The sequence below is a fragment of the Arthrobacter sp. CC3 genome (assembly GCF_039907775.1).
In the GTDB taxonomy this organism is placed as follows: domain Bacteria; phylum Actinomycetota; class Actinomycetes; order Actinomycetales; family Micrococcaceae; genus Arthrobacter.
On the sequence record NZ_JARCCY010000004.1, the window covers coordinates 12,032 to 31,558 of the forward strand.

At 65.2% G+C, this 19,527-nt stretch carries 18 protein-coding genes and 3 pseudogenes; 7 read left to right on the forward strand and 14 right to left on the reverse strand.

Features of this window, described 5'->3' with window-relative positions:
* Positions 1–37: 37 nt before the first annotated feature.
* Positions 38–2,191 (forward strand): 4-alpha-glucanotransferase, encoded by a 2,154-nt coding sequence (gene malQ / locus PV761_RS03070; protein WP_347894260.1) that lies wholly within the window; start codon positions 38–40, stop codon positions 2,189–2,191.
* 35 nt (positions 2,192–2,226) lie between these two features.
* On the opposite strand, the gene PV761_RS03075 is transcribed toward malQ, so the two are convergent.
* The 4 genes from PV761_RS03075 to PV761_RS03090 form a co-directional block, all read right to left on the reverse strand.
* Positions 2,227–3,123: an HNH endonuclease gene (locus PV761_RS03075; protein WP_347894262.1), complete on the reverse strand. Its 897-nt coding sequence runs from the start codon at positions 3,121–3,123 to the stop codon at positions 2,227–2,229.
* A 57-nt stretch (positions 3,124–3,180) separates the two neighbouring features.
* Positions 3,181–3,552, reverse strand: a complete 372-nt coding sequence (locus tag PV761_RS03080) for an STAS/SEC14 domain-containing protein (protein ID WP_347894264.1) — start codon at positions 3,550–3,552, stop codon at positions 3,181–3,183.
* Positions 3,553–3,694: 142 nt separating this feature from the next.
* The gene (gene lhgO, locus PV761_RS03085) at positions 3,695–4,894 is read right to left on the reverse strand and encodes an L-2-hydroxyglutarate oxidase (RefSeq protein WP_347894266.1); all 1,200 of its coding nucleotides are present in this window, start codon (positions 4,892–4,894) and stop codon (positions 3,695–3,697) included.
* Positions 4,895–4,937: 43 nt separating this feature from the next.
* Positions 4,938–6,239, reverse strand: a complete 1,302-nt coding sequence (locus PV761_RS03090; protein ID WP_347894268.1) for a class I SAM-dependent methyltransferase — start codon at positions 6,237–6,239, stop codon at positions 4,938–4,940.
* Between the two features lie 169 nt (positions 6,240–6,408).
* Here PV761_RS03090 and PV761_RS03095 point away from each other — a divergent pair, with 169 nt between their 5' ends.
* On the forward strand, positions 6,409–6,591 hold the full coding sequence (locus PV761_RS03095; RefSeq protein ID WP_028269234.1) for a hypothetical protein: 183 nt from the start codon (positions 6,409–6,411) through the stop codon (positions 6,589–6,591).
* Between the two features lie 74 nt (positions 6,592–6,665).
* Here the strand turns inward: PV761_RS03095 and PV761_RS03100 are convergent, their stop codons facing one another.
* Positions 6,666–6,857, reverse strand: a complete 192-nt coding sequence (locus PV761_RS03100; RefSeq protein ID WP_347894271.1) for a hypothetical protein — start codon at positions 6,855–6,857, stop codon at positions 6,666–6,668.
* Positions 6,854–7,327, reverse strand: coding sequence for a hypothetical protein (locus PV761_RS03105; RefSeq protein WP_347894273.1), 474 nt, complete (start codon positions 7,325–7,327; stop codon positions 6,854–6,856). The genes PV761_RS03100 and PV761_RS03105 overlap by 4 nt, the downstream gene beginning before the upstream one ends.
* Positions 7,328–7,439: 112 nt before the next feature.
* On the opposite strand from PV761_RS03105, the gene PV761_RS03110 reads away from it, so the two are divergent.
* Complete coding sequence (locus PV761_RS03110) at positions 7,440–7,946, forward strand: hypothetical protein (protein WP_347894275.1); 507 nt, start codon at positions 7,440–7,442, stop codon at positions 7,944–7,946.
* A 37-nt stretch (positions 7,947–7,983) separates the two neighbouring features.
* On the opposite strand, the gene PV761_RS03115 is transcribed toward PV761_RS03110, so the two are convergent.
* From PV761_RS03115 to PV761_RS03125, 3 genes and pseudogenes are all read right to left on the reverse strand, one after another.
* A complete protein-coding gene (locus PV761_RS03115; RefSeq protein ID WP_347894277.1) occupies positions 7,984–9,126 on the reverse strand; it encodes a geranylgeranyl reductase family protein in 1,143 nt (380 codons plus the stop codon).
* A 533-nt stretch (positions 9,127–9,659) separates the two neighbouring features.
* Positions 9,660–10,163: a transposase gene (locus PV761_RS03120; protein WP_347894279.1), complete on the reverse strand. Its 504-nt coding sequence runs from the start codon at positions 10,161–10,163 to the stop codon at positions 9,660–9,662.
* 446 nt (positions 10,164–10,609) lie between these two features.
* Positions 10,610–10,714, reverse strand: a pseudogene (locus tag PV761_RS03125) (IS3 family transposase); the annotation flags it as partial.
* Here PV761_RS03125 and PV761_RS03130 point away from each other — a divergent pair.
* From PV761_RS03130 to PV761_RS03140, 3 genes and pseudogenes are all read left to right on the forward strand, one after another.
* Positions 10,712–11,732: pseudogene (locus PV761_RS03130) on the forward strand (transposase); the annotation flags it as partial. The pseudogenes PV761_RS03125 and PV761_RS03130 sit on opposite strands and share 3 nt — an antisense overlap.
* 976 nt (positions 11,733–12,708) lie before the next feature.
* On the forward strand, positions 12,709–13,326 hold the full coding sequence (locus tag PV761_RS03135; protein ID WP_347894282.1) for a DUF998 domain-containing protein: 618 nt from the start codon (positions 12,709–12,711) through the stop codon (positions 13,324–13,326).
* A 141-nt stretch (positions 13,327–13,467) separates the two neighbouring features.
* Positions 13,468–13,907, forward strand: a pseudogene (locus tag PV761_RS03140) (hypothetical protein); the annotation flags it as partial.
* A 656-nt stretch (positions 13,908–14,563) separates the two neighbouring features.
* Here the strand turns inward: PV761_RS03140 and PV761_RS03145 are convergent.
* Positions 14,564–15,484, reverse strand: coding sequence for a tyrosine-type recombinase/integrase (locus PV761_RS03145; protein WP_347894284.1), 921 nt, complete (start codon positions 15,482–15,484; stop codon positions 14,564–14,566).
* A gap of 196 nt (positions 15,485–15,680) precedes the next feature.
* Between PV761_RS03145 and PV761_RS03150 the strand changes: the two genes are divergently transcribed.
* Positions 15,681–16,427 carry an SGNH/GDSL hydrolase family protein gene (locus PV761_RS03150; protein ID WP_347894286.1) on the forward strand — a complete coding sequence of 249 codons (747 nt, stop codon included), beginning with the start codon at positions 15,681–15,683 and terminating at the stop codon, positions 16,425–16,427.
* Here PV761_RS03150 and PV761_RS03155 read toward each other — a convergent pair.
* From PV761_RS03155 to PV761_RS03170, 4 genes are read right to left on the reverse strand one after another with little or no spacing between them, the layout of a single operon-like run.
* Positions 16,424–18,085: a hypothetical protein gene (locus PV761_RS03155; RefSeq protein WP_347894288.1), complete on the reverse strand. Its 1,662-nt coding sequence runs from the start codon at positions 18,083–18,085 to the stop codon at positions 16,424–16,426. The genes PV761_RS03150 and PV761_RS03155 overlap by 4 nt on opposite strands.
* A complete protein-coding gene (locus tag PV761_RS03160; RefSeq protein WP_347894290.1) occupies positions 18,085–18,291 on the reverse strand; it encodes a hypothetical protein in 207 nt (68 codons plus the stop codon). Before PV761_RS03160 ends, PV761_RS03155 begins: the two co-directional genes overlap by 1 nt.
* 24 nt (positions 18,292–18,315) lie before the next feature.
* Entirely contained in the window at positions 18,316–18,585 is a 270-nt protein-coding gene (locus tag PV761_RS03165; RefSeq protein ID WP_347894292.1) for a hypothetical protein, read from the reverse strand.
* Positions 18,585–19,526: a M23 family metallopeptidase gene (locus PV761_RS03170; protein ID WP_347894294.1), complete on the reverse strand. Its 942-nt coding sequence runs from the start codon at positions 19,524–19,526 to the stop codon at positions 18,585–18,587. The genes PV761_RS03165 and PV761_RS03170 overlap by 1 nt, the downstream gene beginning before the upstream one ends.
* Position 19,527 lies beyond the last annotated feature (1 nt).

The window sequence follows — 19,527 nt, forward strand, 5'->3', positions numbered from 1 at the left end:
CCTTGCCGAAGCCCGGCGACCCAATAGAGTAAGGGCCATGGCGGATGGAACGGGACAAGAAACCACACGGATGGCCGATGAACTGCTGCGTCAACTGGCGGCTGCCCGCGGCGTGAGCACTTCCTTCCGCGGCTGGGATGGCCAAGAACATCCCGTCGCTGCCCGCACGCTGCACGGCGTGCTGGCCGCGCTGGGGGACCGAAGCGGGACAGTTGATGACCTCCAAAACGCCCTGCGCGGTGCAGAACAGGCGCCGTGGCGGCGTTTCCTCCCGCCGTCGGTCGTTTCGAGGGAAGGCCGCGAAATCCACGTCGCCGTCCATGTCCCGCACGGAACACCGGTCAGTGTATGGGCGGTAACCGAGGACGGGCGCCGCGTGGACGCCGAGCAGCGCGAGAACTGGGAGGAGCCCCGGGACGTGGACGGCACGCTCACCGGGCAGGCGTCCTTTGCCATTCCCGGTGATCTGCCCCTGGGCTGGCACACCCTTCATGCAGACGCCGGCGGGGACCTCGCTGAGTGCGCCCTGGTCATTACGCCCGAGCGTCTGGACACCACCCGGCGCCTGGCGTCCGAACGGCAGTGGGGGCTGACAGCACAGCTGTATTCAGTCCGGTCTTCCCGCTCATGGGGCATCGGCGATTTTTCCGACCTTGTGGACCTGGCCGCGATTGCAGGAAAGGACGGCGCGGGTTTTGTCCTGGTGAATCCGATGCATGCCGGGGAACCACGCCCGCCCATCGAGGATTCGCCGTATCTGCCCACCACCCGCCGTTTCTTCAACCCGCTCTACATCCGCGTGGAGGATGTGCCCGAGTACGGATACCTGGACAGTGCATCCCGGGCAGGTATCGAGGAGAACGCGGCGTTGCTCCACACCGCCAATACGGCGGACGGCCTGCTGGAAAGAAACGCCAGCTATAAGGCCAAACTCGAGGCCCTTGAACTCATTTTCAAGGTCCGCCGCAGCCCCGGCCGTGTCCGCCTGTTTGAAAACTTCTGTGCAGCGGAAGGCAAAGGCCTGGATGACTTCGCCCTGTGGTGCACCCTCGCGGAACGGCTTCCGCCGACGGCGCCTGAGTGGTCCGGCGAGGCGCTGTCACCGGACACCCCGTACTGCGACGCCGTGCGGCGTGAGCAGGCGGACCGGCTCGAGTTTTACCGCTGGTTACAGTGGATCTGCGACGAGCAGTTGGCCACCGCCCAGCGGACGGCGAAACAATGCGGGATGGCCATCGGCGTCGTCCATGACCTGGCCGTGGGCGTCAAGACAACCGGAGCAGACGCGTGGATGCTTCGCGGCGTACTCGCCCAGGGTGTGACGGTCGGCGCCCCGCCGGACGTCTTCAACCAGCAGGGTCAGAACTGGACGCAGCCGCCGTGGCACCCCGGACGGCTGGCGGCGGCGGGGTACAAGCCGTACCGCGACATGCTGCGGACAGTACTCCGCCATGCAGGCGGCATCCGCGTGGACCACATCCTTGGACTCTTCCGTCTCTGGTGGATCCCGGAAGGGGCCGGTCCGGCCGAGGGCACGTATGTGTACTACGACCATGAAGCCCTCATCGGCATCCTGGCCCTTGAGGCCCAGCGGGCTGGTGCGACCGTCGTCGGGGAGGACCTTGGCGTGTTCGAGCCGTGGGTGCGGGATTACCTGACGGAGCGGGGGATCCTGGGCACATCCATCCTGTGGTTCGAACACAATGATTCGGGTCCGCTGTCCCCGGAGGAATACCGCCAGCAGTGCCTGACCAGCGTCAACACCCACGATCTGCCGCCGACGGCGGGCTACCTTGCAGGGGAGCACGTCACGCTCCGCGAATCACTGGGCCTGCTGCTGCGCCCCATCGAAGAGGAACGGGCTGAGGCAGCGGCCGAACAGGAGTCCGTGCTCGCCATGGTCCGCGAACGGGGGCTGCTTCCTGATCCGCCGGGCGACGTCCAGCGCACCGTCGAGGCGCTGTATGCCTTCACGGCCCTGACACCGTCCGCCTTGCTGGGTGTAGCCCTCGTGGATGCCGTCGGGGAGACCCGTACGCAGAATCAGCCGGGAACGGACGCGGAACACCCCAATTGGCGCATCCCGCTTGCGGGGCCGGACGGTCCGGTACTCATCGACGACCTTCCGGAAAACAGCCGCTTCAATTCTTTGGTTGGAGTGGTCCGGAACGCGCTGAGGCCGTCCGGCTAAGCCCGCCAGGTATTACTTAGCGTTCCAGGGCTTACCTAGCGTTCCGGGGCCGGCGGATGGCCGGGGTCACCCCTTGCCGGTCCCAGGATCCGTAGTGCCTCATTCTGCGACTCAACCTCCGCGGGGCGCAGGGTCTGTCCGCGCATGAAGCCGGCGCTGGCCAGCATCTGGCGCAATTCCGAAAGCGCCCTGGGTGTGGACACCCCGATGTGCGCCATGGCATGGCAGTTGGCGCAGAGCGGCACCAGGTCTGTGACGGGATCCAGCAGGTAGTTGCTGTCCAGCATCGAAACCGGGACGGTGTGGTGGACGTCGATGAAGTCCCTGCCGGCTTCGCCGTACACGATTTCAAAGGAAAAGCCGCAGGCCGCGCAGCTGGTCCCGTAGTGGGCGATGCAGGCCCGCCGGGCCTCCGGATCCCGTTCGTACCGGTTCACCACAACTGTACTGACGGCCCATGAAGGGTAGCTCCCCGGCAGCGGAAAGGTCGTCTCCGGAATCGGCGCCGGGCCTTCCAGGCGCCAGAGGTCGCGGATCCGGGCCTCTGCGGCCGGGTCCATGGCCTGGCCGTTGCGGAGGTCGTCCCACAACACTGCGGGAAGGTTGACGCTGAGGAGCTCCGGCCCCAACTGGTCGCCGAGCGGAAGAAGGGAGTCGAACGCGACAATAAGCCGGGACGACGGCGCGCCGGCAACTTCGGAGCGCGGCCCGGCGCAGGGCTCTGCTGAGATCACCACACCGTGCCCGAGCAGGCCCCGCCAGTATTTTCCCCGCAACAGCAGCCAAGCGTCTGATCCGGCGGCGATACCTGCCGCGCCGGCAACGCGCCACTCTTTGTGGGACTGCCCGGTTTCCTGCACCTGCTCGACGAGGGACGTGTAGTTCCAGTCGTCCTCGCGGTCCTGGTTCCACACCAGGAAGATGGCTGTCATGCACCTATTCTTTCAGGCCACCGCTGATGGGACCCGCTGGACCTCCGAAGCGGCAAGTCACCCGCTGACGGTGCGAAGCCAGGTCAGTGCCTCTTCTTCGTCCGTGAAATATTCGCTGGGACAGGCCGGCAGCGGGAGACCCAGCAGTCCGTGGGCAATGACGCGGTCCACGGGAGTACTGCCTAGGATGGCGAAGGCACTGACGGTTACCGCCGAGCTGTACACGCTGATCGCTTCCCTGCTGACCGAGCCCACACCTGTGATCTCCAGCAGCACGCCGCCCCGGATGCCCCCGGTCAGCGCCAGCAGTTCCTCGCGGGTGCGCCTCCCGTCTTCCTCGGTAATCCGGGCGCTGGGCCGGAGCCTGATCCGCGATATGCCTTGGCTTACCCGGCCCACGCTGACGTTGGCCCCGATGTTGTGTGTCATTGACTCCCCCAAAGGGGCAGTCCCGAGTGCAGCCGGACGGTTGCATTTCCCCCGGCGTTTCAGGGCCGGGAAACCTGCCCCGGCGTCAATCTAACGGGGCAGGCCACCGTTGTCCATCAACCACGCAGGTGGCCGCCGCGCATCATGTGCGGGGGAGGTGGTGGTGCTCCAGTACGTAGTCTGCAATCGCCATCGCGGAGGTCGCGGCGGGGGAGGGGGCGTTCCGAAGGAGCGTCACCAGTCCCACTTTCTGGATGGCAAAGTCGTCGAGGAGGCTGCCGTCCAGTGACCATGCCTGGGCGCGCACGCCGGCGGCGGTCTTCGCCGTGAGGTCATCCATCTGAAGTTCAGGGATAAACCTGCGGGCCTGCTGGAAGTAGAGCGGCTTGAGCAATGAAGCGGCGATCTCCTTGGCCCCCATTCGCCAGTGTTGCCTTGCCAGCGCCAGGGCGCCCGGCCACATGAGCGACGCCGCGGTGTCCCTGAAGGACACCTTGTTCCAGCCGTAGCCCTCGCGGGCCAGGGCGGGGACGGCGTTGGGTCCCACGTGGATGGTGTCGTAGACGCCGCGGGTGAAGTGGACGCCCAGGAAAGGAAAGCGGGGGTCCGGGACCGGGTAGATCATCCCCCTGACGAAGTGTTGCTTCGCCGCCGACAATCCCCAGTACTCTCCGCGGAAGGGCAGGATCCTGGGAGCCGGAGAGGCCCCGGCGAGTCCGGCGACGACGTCGGACTGCAGGCCGGCGCAGACGATGAGGCGATCGAACACAAAGTCGCCGTGGGTTGTTGCGACGCGGACCTCGCCGCGCCCCGGGGTGATGGCGACAGCTTCATGCCCGAACATGATCCGTCCGCCCGCGGCCCGGATGTCATCGGCCATGGCCTCTGTGATGGCCACAAAGTCCACGACGGCGGTGTGCGGCGAATGCAGTGCCGCAACCCCCGCGACGTGGGGTTCGACCTCGCGCATCGCGGCGGCATTGAGACGCCTCAGCCCGGGCACGCGGTTGGCCACGGAGCGGCGTTCAATGTTTGCCAGGGCCGGAAGTTCGTCTTCCGTGAGGGCAACGACCAGTTTGCCGAGTTCCCGGTAGGGGAGATTCCTATCACGGCAGAAGTCACGTGTGAGGACCCGGCCGCGTTGGCACAGCCGGGCCTTCAGGGAGCCCGGCGCGTAGTAGAGGCCCGCGTGCACTACTCCGGAATTGTGGCCTGTCTGGTGCGCGGCGACCCGCTGTTCCTTTTCCAGGACAGTGACGTCCGCGAGTCCGCGGCTGTTCAGGGCGCGTGCGATCGCGATGCCGACGATGCCTCCGCCAATGATGCCTACGCGTTCAGTCATTGATCCCGTCTTCCGGCCCGTTTCCTGGCTGAATCCCGCTCGGTCAAATCCATTCGTGCCGCCGCAGCGGCGGTTCGGTTCCGCCGGGGCATTGTACGAGCACCTGGTTCACGCCGGTCAGGCCGTCCTCGAAACCCAGGGCACTGGCGGCCATGTAGAGCCTCCAGATCCGTGCCCGTCCGGGACTGGTGGCGCTGACGGCCTCATCCCAGTGCTGCTCCAGGTTTCGCACCCACGCCCGGAGGGTCACGGCATAGTGCCGGCGAAGCGCTTCGACGTCGAGCACCTCGAGCCCGCCGGACTCCAGAGCACCGATCATTTCCGCGAGGCTAAGCATTTCGCCGTCGGGAAAGACGTAGCGGGATATAAAGGAGTCCGGGTCCGGGCCCGTCGGACCCGCATTCCAGGAGATGGCGTGGTTCAGTAGCCGACCGCCGGGACGCAGCAGCCCGTGGAGTTGGGATACATAGTGGGAAATCTGTTCGCGGCCCACGTGCTCGGACATGCCAATCGAGCTGATCGCATCGAACGGGCCGTCGTCCACGTCGCGGTAATCCTGGACCCGAATCTCCACGCGGTCAGTCAAGCCGGCGTCGGCCACGCGTTTGCGGGCCAGCCCCGCCTGTTCGTTCGAGAGGGTAACCCCTACGACATCGACGCCGTAGCGCTGGGCTGCGTGGAGGGCGAAACTGCCCCAGCCGCAGCCGACGTCCAGTACGCGCATGCCGGGATGCAGTCCCAGCTTCCGGCAGACCAGGTCGATCTTGGCTTCCTGGGCGGCTTCCAGGCTGTTCGGGCGGTCAGGTTCGTCCGCTGTGTCATTCCAGACAGCACAGGAGTAAACCATTGAGGGACCCAGGACGAGGGCATAGAAGTCGTTGCCCACATCGTAGTGATGCGAGATCGCTGCGGCGTCGCGGCTCTGGGAGTGGCGCCTGCCGTGTCGGTGGATCTTGGATTCCTCCGGTGGCGGGGCAGGATTCGGACCAATTGCGCCGACCCTGACTGCAGTCTTGGCGAGTGTCCATATTTCCTTTGCCGTCAGCGGAGGAAACGGCCCGGGCACGGCGAACTTACCGGCCGAGCTCAGCGCCGCGAAGCTGGCGAAAACGTCGCCCGGCGCGTCAACGTCCCCCGCCACATATGCCCGGCTGAGGCCCAGCTGCCCCGGCGACCAAAGGATGCGTCGCAGTGCCCTCTTGGAGCGGAATTCGAGGACCGGGGCGTCCTTCGGACCTGCCTCCGAGCCGTCCCAGGCGCGCAGCCTCAGCGGGATCCCTTCTGTGCCGAGCACTACGGCCAGTGCTTCGGCCAGCCGTGATGCTACACCCGTTGTCTTCGCCATGTGCATTGCCTCTCATCCGAACTGAAACTGCTGTGGTTGTTCAATCTATGGTGCAACCCACGCCGGTGTCATGGGCCGAACGACACCCATGAGCTTGGGTCCAAAAACTGTCGACCTGCGCGCAAATTGGGAGGAGGATTAAAGGGCATTCACTATGAGGAGGTCAGGGATGTGCTACCCGTATAACAAGGACTTCCGGAGGGACATTCGGAAAGAGGACTCGCGGGAACCTGAGAAGCAGCCCGAGCCCAGGGTGGAGGCGAAGGACTTCAAGTTCTGGGCCTTCCCCCGCCGGGAACGGAAGTTCACAGGTTCAGAGCCGGTGGTGGACCGCACACCCGAAAAGGTCTAACGGAACCTGGGCAAAGAAAGAAGGCCCCGCGTTGCGGGGCCTTCTCCGTGGGCACTGGTTTCGTGGGTTGCGGCCTAAAGGTCTTCCTTGGAGAGCGCCTTGGTCTCGGCCGGGGTGGACCGGCCCAAACGTTCGTCGAGTGCAACCCGCAGCCTTGCCGCGGCCACCTGGACCCTGTGCTCCGAAGGAGTCAGCTGCTTATCACGGGCAGCGGAGACGTGACGGGGTGTCCGCGATTTCTTTTGTTCCGGTGTGCTGGTACTCATGGCGCTCCCTCCTCCGTTCGGTCCGTGCTCGTTGTTCCATTGTCGCCGATTGGTTCCGCGGAGTCCACGGCGTCGGCATCCTCGTCCCAGGTGCCGTCGTCGCCGTTGGCCTCGGTCACCGACTGCCAGGCAATATCCAGCAGCTCAAGTTCTTCTTCCCGCGCGAGGTCGCTCCGCGCGAGTACAGCAAGCGAGGCCAGGCCAAGGGCCTTGGCATCCTCGTCCCCGTCGAGGGCCTTGTCCAGTGCCCACTGCGTCCGTTTCCACCACTCGGCCCGGTCGTCAGCCCGTGTTCTTTGCCTCAGTGCCTGCGCGTCCGCCACAGCTTTTTGGCGCAGGGTCCGCCAGCCGATGAAGGCGGCAAGGACGGCACCGGCCAGGACCGCCAGCGGTCCCAGTGCGGCCACGATCTGCCACCACTCGGCAGGGGCTGAAAGTGTAGCTTCAAGGGGGGCGGGGGACAACGTCACATGTCCAGCCTAGGCCTTGGACGCCTGGGGGCCGGCATTAAGGAAGCTGCCGCCGCGAGTCTCCTGACCCGTCGCGCCATTGGCCGGTATCGTTCTTTTGGGGGTGGATGACATGGAGAACGGTGTTACGGACCGGCTGTGGGATAAGGCCGTGCAGGAGTTTATAGCCGCCTGCCGGCAGGAGAACCTGAGCGACATCACGTTGAACCACAAAGCCTTGGACAACGGGCGGCAGCTGCTGGCCGTGTCCGCCACCTATCTGTCCAGGAAAGGCCGCAGCGTGCCGGTCGGTTTCCGATGGACGGCTTCAAAGTCCGGACCCGCGGCCGAAGTCTACGTGGGTAAGGCCAAAGCCCCCGCCGGTCTGGAGCTGGACGGACTGTTCAGGCTCGCGTTGCGGGCCGGCCTGTGGAGGGAGCGGCGACATGTCGCCTTTGCGCTCCTGGCGGTCACAGACATTCAGTCAAAGGCCGACGGCGTCCGCGGCCGCCTGGAGCTTGAGTACCTGAAGGTACTGGCCTGCGAAGGATCAGTTGCGCAGGCGCGGGAGCTGACCCTGCAGACACTCAACGATCTCGCCTACCTCTACGGCCCACGCGGGGCCTACGGCACACCCTAGCCCCGGCCCAACGGGCGCTTCGGGGTGGCGACTGGCTTCAGCGCCTCAGTGCGGCCCGGATGAAGCGAGCAAAGTCGATCAATTCCAGGACCCCGTCTCCTAACCCGACGCCCATGAGGGAACGAAAGACCCGTTCGTCGCGTGCGCAGGCACGCACACCTGCAGCGACGACGTTCGGGTGGCTCAGCGTCCTTGACAGCGCCCTCAGCTGGCGGTCCTGTCGACCGAATCGTGCCCGCAGCGCTCGAACGTAGGTCGGCCCGGGTTCCGGGCCGACCGCGGCCCTTCCGGCCATGCCTCCCGAAGCGATAGCGTAGAAAATGCCTTCGCCGGTCAAGGGGTTGATGCAGCTCGCAGCGTCGCCGGCCAAGAGGACGCGGCCGACGGCTGGCAGGGGCCTATGGGTCGAAAGCGGAAGCAGATGGCCCGCCATCTGGGCCGTAGAGACGGAAAACTCGGGCAGCAGGTCGACCGCACGAGCCGCGAGCCACGCCCTGCCGGGCGCCGGAGTCGTGGTCCCGTAGCCGATGTTGGCTCGGCCGTGGGCGGTCGGGAAAGCCCATGCATAGCTCAGCCCGTGGCCAGCGACATGGTCCCAGCGGATGTACAGTTCGTCGAGTCCCTCGGGGGCGGGCACATAGCCCCGCACGGCGACTGCGAGGTCCCGGCTCCGGTTGGGCGGCTGCCCCGCGGCACGGCGCGTGACGGAGTTGGCTCCGTCAGCACCGATCATCACCGGCGCACTGTACATCCCGTCCACGAGGATACGGTCGGCCCCCTGACCGATCACGCGAACGCTGTGCTCGCGGAAGACTGCAGCCGCCGCAACGGCGGCTCGGAGCAGGCGGAGGTCGAACTCCGCCCGGGCGACGATGTAAGCGGGGCGCGGGACAACCGCCGAGATCTCGGCGCCATGCGCAGCGATCCTGATCCTGGAGACCATCTCTTCCGGGCGCAGGATGCCGGTCAGTCCGAGCGCGGCCAGTTCGGCGACTGCGTCCGGGCCGATTCCATCTCCACAGACTTTATCCCGTCCGGGCGGATCCCGGTCGATGATCAGCACCTTCGCATCGGACCGTGCACGCAGTGCTCCCAGGGCTGCCGAACAGCCTGCCGGCCCGGCACCGACGACAATGAGATCGAAAACCTCCCGAGAACAGCCGCGTTCGCATACACCCACCGTTGTCACTCCTTGCCAAATTCGGCCCGTTCCATGGGGAGCCCCACGTCCGCATAGCCCTCCAGACCTCGGTGGGACCCTCAGGAAAGCACCCTGTTCCGGCGTATCCCTCCGGCCTCGGCTGCCGAAACTCCCTTGGTCTCATGAGATTACACCTGTCCGAGGAGACGCAGCACGGCTCGATCAGAGGTGACGAATGTGATGGGCTCCAAATCCTCGATCGCGACGATGGCTCGTTGTTTGCCTCGTCTGGCGGCGAGCCGATAATAGCGTTCGCGGAGGTAGGTGTTTTTTGGTCCGGGCTGCGCCCATAGCCGCGTTGCCCAGGGCAGCTCCGAGTGCTTTGTTGCCGTTTCGGCGGACTCCCGATTTTTTGATCCCGCCGGATTCACGGCCACCGGGGCATACTCCGGCCCACGAGGCCAGGTGCGCAGCGGTCCGGAACCGGGTCACGTCACAGCCGGTCTCGGCGATGATCACCGCTGCGCCTTTTGCGGTCGATACCCGGAATGGTCACAAGGTGCTCGACCGTGTCAGCGAACGGGGGCGAGTTCGATATCGATCCGTGCCGTCATCTCCTTAGTGACGGCGCTCAGTTCATCGATCCTGCGCAGGATGATTGCGCAGTGGAAGGCATGGTGGTCGTTGAAGCGGCCGGTCAGCGCCACGACCAGCGCATCGTGTTTGAGGCGCAGCTTCTGTTTGGCCAGATCAGCGAGGACCTGCGGATCCCGTTCACCGTAGAGGAGGGCCTGCAACATCCCGCGACCGGACACCCCGAGAATGTCGGTGGTCACTGCGGAAAGCTTAACGCAGGCGTCTTCGAGGACCTTCTCCAGCCGTTGCGCTTCCCGGTTGCGCTCCCGGATCTTTGTTGTCCGATGCCGGGTGAGATCACGCAACCTGCGGATCGGCTCGGGCGGCACCAGCGCGGCCAGCAGCAACCCGCGTTCGGTGAGTTGACAAAGCCACTCCGAATCACTGACGTCTGTCTCGCGACCCAGAAGCCCGTTGGCGTCGCGGGCGTTGACCAGCATCAACTCGAACCCGCCGGTCAAGTCCAACCGTACCAAGTAAACGCGGGGTCACCGAGCGACCATAGAATTGTCCTCCATCTATGGCGCCGCCGGTAGGTGGCCGACTAACTCATAGAACTTGCGCACCAAGCACGTATCGAAGAATCATTTGAGAATGCCCGCGAAGCGGTGTGGCTGATCACTCCGGTTCGCTAGCCGCGGCCGGAATTTTGCAAGTCAAGCGGTACCAAGGTGAGTTACGCAGCCGTTAGGCTGCTTCCTTTTCGGTGGTTTCGTTGGGTTGGTTGATCCATGCCGGCCCGGGTAGAGCCAGAATCTTGGGGTCGGTAGTGGTGCCGAAGCACTGGGATGTTTGGCCCTGACCGCGACCAAGGTCTGTGAGCGTTTCCCGGCGAGGCCGTAGTGCACATCGGACGGGGTGGGGAAGCCGAGGCGGGAGTAAATGCACGGGCTTCGCTCAGGGAAGCGAAGCGCTCTGGGAATTCAGGCCGGTATTTCATGGCCTTGAAAAGCGACTCCGTGTAGGGGTTATCGTCACTGACCCGGGGCTGGAATGGGACCGGGTGACGGTTTCCTTCGATGAACCCGACCTTGTGTCGGCCGCCGGGCTGCTGCCGGTGATGACACGCTGGCACAGGATGTGCGCGGCTACACGAGCTTGCCGGTGGGGGGGCTCCTTCGGGCCTGTCCGGCATCTCGACGCCCTCGCGTCGCGCTTCCTGACCGATCTGGCGTCACGGTCTCCGCTGCTCGGGTTCCCGGGTCCGGATGGATTCGTGTTCGTGGATGTCGATGACACGATCATTGAAGTCCACGGCTACGCCAAGCAGGGCTCCGGGTACGGGTTTTCCGGGGTTCGCGGCATGAACGCCCCGCTGGCCACCGTTTCCACGAAGGACACGGCCCCGGTGACCTGGCCCAGCGGCTGCGCAAGGCGCAACGAATTCATCCCGTGGTGCCAAAATGCCAGGTCGCCGAAGCCCTGTCCACGCTCAAGCGCATCGACGCTGCCGGACGGGTGCTCTGCCGCGCCGACTCGGCCTTTTACGGCCATGCCACGGTTGCCTCCGCTGGCCGGCCGGGCGGAGGTCTCCGTGACCGTGCGCATGGACCCGGCCGTCAAACGCGCCATCACCCGGATCCCGGAGACTGCATGGAAAACAATCGACTACACCGACGCGGTCTTCGACGAGACCACGAACTCTTGGGTCTCCCGGGGCCGAGGTCGCCGAAATCGAGTTCACCGCGTTCACCTCCCGCAAAAAGCCCGACGAGATCACCGGCAGGCTCATCGTGCGCAGGATCCCTGAACTGAACCCGAAGGACGGCCAGGGACAGACAACCCTGTTCGACGCCCACCGGCATCACGCGTTTTTCACCACCGTTGACGCCGAACTCCTGGACGCCGTCACGGCCGACAAGATCCACCGCCAACACGCGGTTATCGAGCAGGTCAACGCCGATTTGAAGGACAGCGCGCTGGCCCACATGTCCTCAGGTGTATTCGCCGCGTATTCTGCCTGGCTGGTCTGCGCGGTCATCGCGTACAACCTCACCCGGGCCGCCGGACTCCTTGCGGCAGGCCCCTTTGCCGTCCACGCACCACCAGCCGCGCCGGTGGATCAAGGCTTAGACTGGGCGCATCGCGCACTCGGTGCACTGAACGACACCACGCGAGGGATCGGCGCGACTCAACAGAAGGGCTGGGACGTGGCACCTACGCACCGCCGGGTTAATTCGGCACCTGCAACCGGAGTGGCGGGCTTCTTGGCTGGTGTGGCCGGGACATCTCAGGCCGTGGAGGCCTACCACGGTCCGGGGTCGGGACCCAGGCCACCGGAGGTCACAGTGGTGGCCCGATGCGCCGCGTCAGTGCGGCGGATGCTCACGGCACCGGGGCAGTTCAGATTCGCCCGGGCTTACATCGCAGGTGACATCGACGTGGTCGACCACATCTACAGGGCCCCCCAGTTGCAGGAGTGGCCAGAGTCTGAGGGACTCGCGGCACATCGGTTGGTCACGCCGCTGAGGATCTTGCTCGAGGCCGGCGGTGAAGGGCGCCCAATCCCGCCGCCGGAAGAGGTCCGGGTGAGGGGCCGATTACGCGGCAGACGCTCTCGCGCCACTGCGACGGCTCGAACGACTTCCGTGAGCAGATTCTGGGATCGTCCATGGCTTTGCTCCTGCGCGATGTCATGTCCCCAACACGCGGGCTTCGATGCACGGAACGCCCAGATGTGGCACGAGTACCATGCGCTGACGCTTAGTGCGTGGGTTGGCTGCCTTAGGCGCCTCCACGAAGAAGCCGTAACGCTCGTCGCAGAAAGACCGGCTCGCATCTGGCCGCTCTACATCGCCGGATCCACCTTGGCCGTCGAGGCAGGCGACACAAAGGTGAGCCGGGTGATCGCCGGACGCTCGAACGGGAATCGCAGCCGTAAGCCACTGCGACCGGGCTGGGGCTGAAGTGGCCCAGACTCAGGCTCGTCCGGTCGACCGAAGACGGTGGATCAGACGCGCAGGGATCTCAGGCGTCGCCGGCGTCGTGGTCTTCTGGATCACCCAGGTCGCCCTGCACGTGCTCCGTGGCAATCTGAGCGTGGTCTATACCTACGTCAGCGACTACGCCAACGGGCCGTGGGGTTCTCTGTTCATCGCAGGGACCATGGTCCACGGTATCGGCAACCTGGCGATCGCCGTGGGGCTAGGCTCCGCGCTGGCGCCTGTTCGTGCCGTACACGCCGCCCGTGCCGGCGTAATGCTGTTCGTAGCCGCCGCCCTGGGCCTCTTCGTGGCGGCAATCTTTCCCACTGACCCGGCCGAGGGCCCGCCGACGTTCACCGGTCTGGTGCACGGGTTGGCTGCGTCGGGATCGTTCGCTGTGGAGTTCGTGGCACTGATTCTCCTCGCCGTGGCGTTTCGCGCCGACGCCGCCTGGCGCAGCTACTTCCGCGTCTCCCTGGTGGTCACCGTCACGGCGGGTATCACGCTCGCGTGGCTCCTGCTGGCGATCAATCTTGACTGGCCACCTGGCCTGCCTGAACGCTCCGCCCTGCTGGCGTTTACCGGATGGGAGTTCGCGACCGCCGTCCTCCTGGCGCGGGACTCCCGGCCTCCGGAGAGCGCCCGCCACGCCCCGGAGCCACGGCGAGCCTCCGGATAGGACCAACATCACCGCCCGGCTGGCGAGAACTGAATCCTCAACGGTCAAGAAGACAAGCCAATCACCACAGCATGATGATGCCGACCTTTTCACCCCTTCCCCCGCCTGGAACCTGGGATCACAGACCAACATCGGCATAACACGTGGGACATTACAAAGCTCGCCGGGCCCGTGACGGCCAAATACTACGACTGCTACAGGACGGTCGACATCCACTCCAGCTTCATCGTCGGCGCGCACGTGCACGCCGGCGAATCCGCGGTTCTGGCGGAGTAGATGATGAAGGGAATCGTACTCAGAAGGCCTCTTCAAGACCATGAAATACGGGCTGGAACAATCACCAACATCAGCATTCCGGGTTCGGCTTCCACACGCCCGCCAACATTGATTACAGGCTCGCCGCCGGACTCGCCAAGCAACGCTCCGAAGCCCTCGCCACGGCACGGGTGAAACATCCCAACCGCTTCACCAAAACCACCGACCCCAAAATACTGGCCCTGCCCGGACCCACATGGACCAACAACCTAAGGAAGACACCGAAAAACAAGCAGCCTAACTCCCACTGGTACCGACCGACTTGAATATTCCGCGGTTCCGACTCTTCGTGTCTGGCACCCGGCCGCTCCTGTCGACGGCGGGGAGATCGCTGCCTTGATCCTCGGGCTTTTGCAGCGCCCTGGTCCTGGGCGTAATAGCGAAGCCTGGGGGCGGTCCTTTATCGTTCTCGTCACAGTGAAGCTCGTTCTTCTTCCTCAACTGCCGGAGTCCGGTCCCGCCCGTGGCCGGTGCTGATACCCGCCAACGCCATTGGGGTGTTGGCCGTTAGCTTTGTTGGCGACGGGTGGCAGGAGATTAGGCCAGGGGTGGTTCGCGATGTGTGGACAGCGCGAAGTCAGGTGCTTCCGGCTGGAGCGCGGGGCGCGGCGCGCGGCGCGGCGGGGAGAGGATTTCTGGACTCGGCACAAATGAGCGACTCGGTGGAACACGGGTGGCGCTCTTCTGCAAACGCGCGCGTGAAACTGAGGCTCGCGTGGTTGGAGACAGAAAAAAACCCCGGAATCCTTGGATTCCGGGGGTTTTCCCTTGTGCGCGGAGGGGGACTTGAACCCCCACCACTATGGGAAGTTCACCAACAAAGGACCGTAAACCCTTATGGAATCAAGCCCAAACACGCCGTACCTTCCCATACGCTGCAGCCTTGATGTTGACCGCGTCAACACGACGTCAACGGCAGGAATCAGGCGGCGCCGGCGAGGAACGCAGCCACCGTATGCGCGGCGTGCCGGTCCAGATTATGCCGGGCCCGGTCGTAGCGGGCAGTGATCCGCGGGTCGGAGTGGCGGGCGGCTATCTGCACATCACGCAGCGGCACGCCGGCGTCCAGGCAGGCTGTTACGAAGCTGTGCCGGAGCCCGTGCGGGGTGACATTCTTCGTGATCCCGGACGCTTTGCACAGTCGCCTCACGGCCAGCGCTGCGGCCTTGCGGTTCATCGGTTCCCCGGACTTGCGGCGGAGGAGCAGCGGCCCGGACGTGCGGTCCCCAGCGGCGGCGTCCAGCGCCCGCAGGACCGGAACGGGGAGCGGGATGGTGGCAGGCTTACCGCCCTTGCCGACGAGCCGCAGGCAGCGGTGGCCGCGCTCCACGTACTGGTAGTCCTCGATCTTCACCGCGCACGCCTCGGACACCCGCAGCCCGAGCATGCCCATCAGTGTGATCAGCGCGGCGTCGGACGGTGAGGATGCCCGGGCGGACTGGATCAGGGAGCCCAGCTCCATGCGGTCCAGACCCAGTGTCTTGGATTCGTCCTGGTAGACGCGTGGCATCCGGATGTGGGCGGCGGGGGAGCGGTCGATGTAGCCGTCGATCTCCGCGAACGAGTAAAACCCGCGCACGATGGAGAGGTGATGGGCGACGGTGGCCGGAGAGTTGCCGCGTTCGTCCTCGAGGTAGCGGGCGAACAGTTCGAGGATCGGCCGGCGCATCCCGTCAAGGACATCGACGCCGAGGTTCCCGCACCAGTCCCACAGGATCTTCAGGGAGACGCGGTACGTCTCGCGGGTGCCGCCGTTGTAGCGGGCGAGGTAGCCGGCCGCGGCCAGTTCGGCGTTCGTCGTAATGCGTGCGGTGGGCAGCCCAATGAGGGTAGTCTTCTGCATGTCGTCTTCCATGTCGCGTGATGGTGGATGGGTGACGGCACCAGGCCCTGTCAGAGTTCCCGCTCTGATGGGGCCGCCGTCGTTGAACTGACCATGTTACTCCATCGAAACGACAAAAGGACCCCACCATCCGAAGATGATGGGGTCTTTTCGTTGGGGAACTTAACCGGTCTTTCGGACCGCATATCATGGGGTCATGAAACTTGGGGGAATTCTCGTGCTGGCCGCTGCTCTCGTACTCACTGGCTGCACACAGGCGCCGCCGCCCGCCATCCCTGACATCCAGGCTAAGGCTGATGCGTTTAGCCGGCAGGTCGCTGACGAGAAGGCTGCTGCGGAAAAGAAGCACGTCGAGGACACGACCGTGAAGGTTGAGTATCCGTCGAAGTCTCCGCTGCGGGTGTTGTTCGCTGGCGACTCCCTCACCGCGGGCTACGCAACGACGGCGCCCGCACTGGCCTTCCGTGAGCTCGTGGCCGCCGAACTCGGCAAGACAGGTGCCGTGGCCCAGACCGTCGCGGGCAAGCCGGGCCAGACGACAGCCGAAGCGGCTCCCGAAGTGGCCGCTGCGGGCGCTGACTTCAACCTCGTGGTGGTGGAGCTGGGCACCAACGATGTCATCAAGTCCAACCCGGCGACTTTCACGACCGACTACAAGGCGCTGCTCGCATCCATCCGAGCCAAGAGCCCTACCGCCCCAATGGTCTGCCTGGGCGGCTGGAACTCGGCCGCTAAGGCGAAGGCCTTTGATGCTGTGATCGAATCAGAGTGCACTGCCGCTGGTGGCAAGTACCGCGTCCTGTCCGGGAAGTTCGTCGTGGAGGCGAACCGCTGGGCGAATGGGCTGCTGCCGAATGGCACCAAGGCGGATAACTTCCACCCCAGCGACAAAGGTCACGCTGTCATCGCCCAGCAGGTCATGAGCGCTATCCGCTTCTCCTAGATCGTGACCGGTACTGTCAGCCGAGAAATACCGAGCCCGTAACGCCCATCCTGGATCGACGTAGCGAGCACCTTGCCGCTAGCTGTTGGCCCCACGACGTAAAACAGGTTCCCGAAGTTGGTCACCGTTGTCGGCGCCGTGTCGAGGTACAGGTTGTAGAAGCTCTTGCCGTCACCCGTTGCGACCAGCCGTGACAAGGTTCCGCCCGCCGCCTGCTGCGTGATGGCGATGATGAGCGGAGCCCCGGCGTAGCTGGCCCGGAAGCCCTGCCCGCCGATGGCCTGAGAGCTGATCGCCGAGATGCTGAGGACCGCCTCCGGCGTCCCCATGGAGCGGTACCCGGTGCGCGGAATTCGGTAGACGCTGGCCGGATTCCCGTCCGGGTGCAGGACGATGGAGTTTTCCATGGGCGTGATACCGACCGTCTGGAAGCGGTTCTCGGCTCCGACAGTAGTCCACGCAATTGACCATGTGGCGCCGAAGTCGTCGGAGTAGATGATGCCCGCTTCGCCTGTGGTGCTGTTGACGTAGTCGCCGTAGGTTGCCCAGAGCCGGGACCAGTACGGGTCCCATGCGACGCCGTGAAGGTGGTAGCCGACAGTTGTCAGGTCCGTCTTGCCGCGGACTGTGCCGAGCCAGGTTGCGAGGTTGAACGCTTCTGTCCACGTGGCGCCGTGGTCGTTGGAGCGCATGATCCGGACGGCCGCGGTCTGCGGGTCAGGGGTGCCGCCGGCGTTTGTCTTCTTGCCGTAGTCGGCCGTCCAGACGTGACCGGCGCTGTCCCTCGCGAGGCCCTGGTACTCCTGCGCTGCATAAGAGGACAGGGTCGTGAAGCTGGACGTGCGGGTGTTCGCCCACGTCGCGGTGACGGGGTTGGCTGCCCAGCCGGTGGACACCCACGTGTAGTGCCTGCTGCCGCCGTTCTGGGTGGTGACCATAACTTCGCCGTTGGCAAGGATCAGGACGCCACGGATAGTGAGGGCCATCGTCTCAGCTACGGTCCACGTCGCGCCATCGTCTGTGCTGTACCCGAGGTCGCACGTCGGGGAGGTGTTGTCCTTGATGCCGATGAGCTGCTTGCCGTCAGCGGACATCGCGAAGATTTTCCACCCGTTTGCGTCGGACCATGTGACCGCGCCCGTTGCCTGCGTCTTGTAGACCAGCCGCTGCACCGCCGCGTCAGCCGCCGCCAGGACAGCGTTCGTCGGCGTGGTGTAGCTTGCTGAGAAGTTCCACTTGGTGGCGTCATAGGAGGTGCCCGAGGTGAATGCGGCCACGGCGGTCACGATGTCGCCGGCCGGTGATACGACAGCCTGCCCTGCGGTGTACGCAGTGGTGGCCTGCCAGCGGGGGATCACGTCCGTCTTCGCGGCGTAGCTTGCCGACCCGGAGGCAGGGGCATAAGTGGCAGAAAGTGCCGTTGCCGTCTGGCTGCCCGGGGTGGTGATGAGGTCCTTCACGGAGGTGTCATCCGCCACCCCGGGGATGCCCTGGTCGCCCTTCGAGGCGTAGGGCAGGGCGGACCATGCGGCGACGCCGTTGCCGAACTTCTGCTTGCCCGTGTCCGTCTCGATGCCGGGTTCGCCGTCACCGAGGACCGGGTTGCTGGATGCCCAGTGCGCGGCGGTGCCGCGGCGGAGCTGGATCCTGTTGGCCATCAGACCGTACCTCCATCAATAGTTTGTTCCGCGGCGTACACGGAGTCTGGTGTGCCACCGTCGAAGTGCGACGGGAAGCGGCTTTGCAGGTCCTCGATGAGCTCCTGCGATTTCTGGGCGTTGTGGGCGATGATGTTGTCGCCGCCCTTGACGAGTTCGTTGCCGTCAGGTTTCTTGAACCCGAGGGCCGTGGTTTCAACAGCCACACGGGCCTCCTAAGAAAGTGCGGGCTACGGGGTGTTCTTCGGTTCGGCGCCGAGGCCGGCCCGGGTCAGCCACTCGTTCACGAACGGGTGGGCCATGAGCCGGGTGATGGCCGCGGAGACCAGCAAGGCGGTGAGGCCGGCGCCGGTGGCCGTCTCTGGGGACTGGTTCGTCACCGCGCTGTAGAGGCCGGGAGCTGCAGCAGCGCCACCGCCAATGAAGGCCAGCGCCGTGCGGGCCGTCGTCCGCCACGGGTAGCGGGTCTGGCTGGTCCTCTCCGCTGAATGGTCTCCCATTACTTGGCCTCCTCCTGCTCAATGAATGCCGGGGTGAAGCGGCCCAGGGTTTCCTTGACGGACTTGTCGAGCTGCCCGAGGATGTCTTCCTGCGAGACGGTCACGCCGCCCTGGTTGGAGGCGAGTGTCGCGACGACCCCTGCCAGCGCGTCGATCTTGGCGCCGAGGACGTTGAACTCCTGCTTCTGGTACTTGACCTTGGTGCGGGGTGTGGTGCTGCCGCCGCCGGGCAGGTCGGTGGAATCGTCCAGCACGGCGTCCGCGATGGCGGGGAGGTGGGCCGTGGTGAGCGCCTTGTCGCGGGGCTCGCTGAACACGTACAGCAGCCGGGCCGCCGCTTCCTTGATCAGCTTCTGGTCTTCGTCGGAGAGTGCCATGAGGAAGTCGTCCTGTTCTATTGATCCTTGTGCGGCGATGCCGTCGTACCGGGTGGGGTCCACCCGGCCATATATCTTTTCTCCGCCCGTGGTGTAGTTCAGGTCCACCAGGGCTTCGCGGTGCAGGTGCGGGTCCACTCCGCCCGTGTTTCCGGACAGTGCGATGACCTGCCCGGACTTCACGACGGCGCCCCGCGGTGCTGCGTCGTTGTTGGAGAGGTGCGCGTAGATGCCGATCCAGCCCGGGTGCTGAATGACAGTGACGATGCCGGGGAATCCCTTGTACAGGTACCAGCGTTGCCGGTATCCCCACTCGGAATCGTCGCCGGGTAGGTTGGTGCCCCAGTCGGCCCACAGCACCACGCCATCAGCCATGGCACGGACCGGTGTGCCGACGGGGCAGCCGATGTCTTCGCCGGCGTGGCCGAACGCCTGGTAGTTGCCGTAGCGGCCGACCCAGTATTCGACTGTGCTCTGGGGTGCGTTGATGTTGCCGATGACTCCGGCTGTCTTCATGGAGCCGAACGCCTGCGTGGTGGCGTGCTCGTAACCTACGGGCCTCATG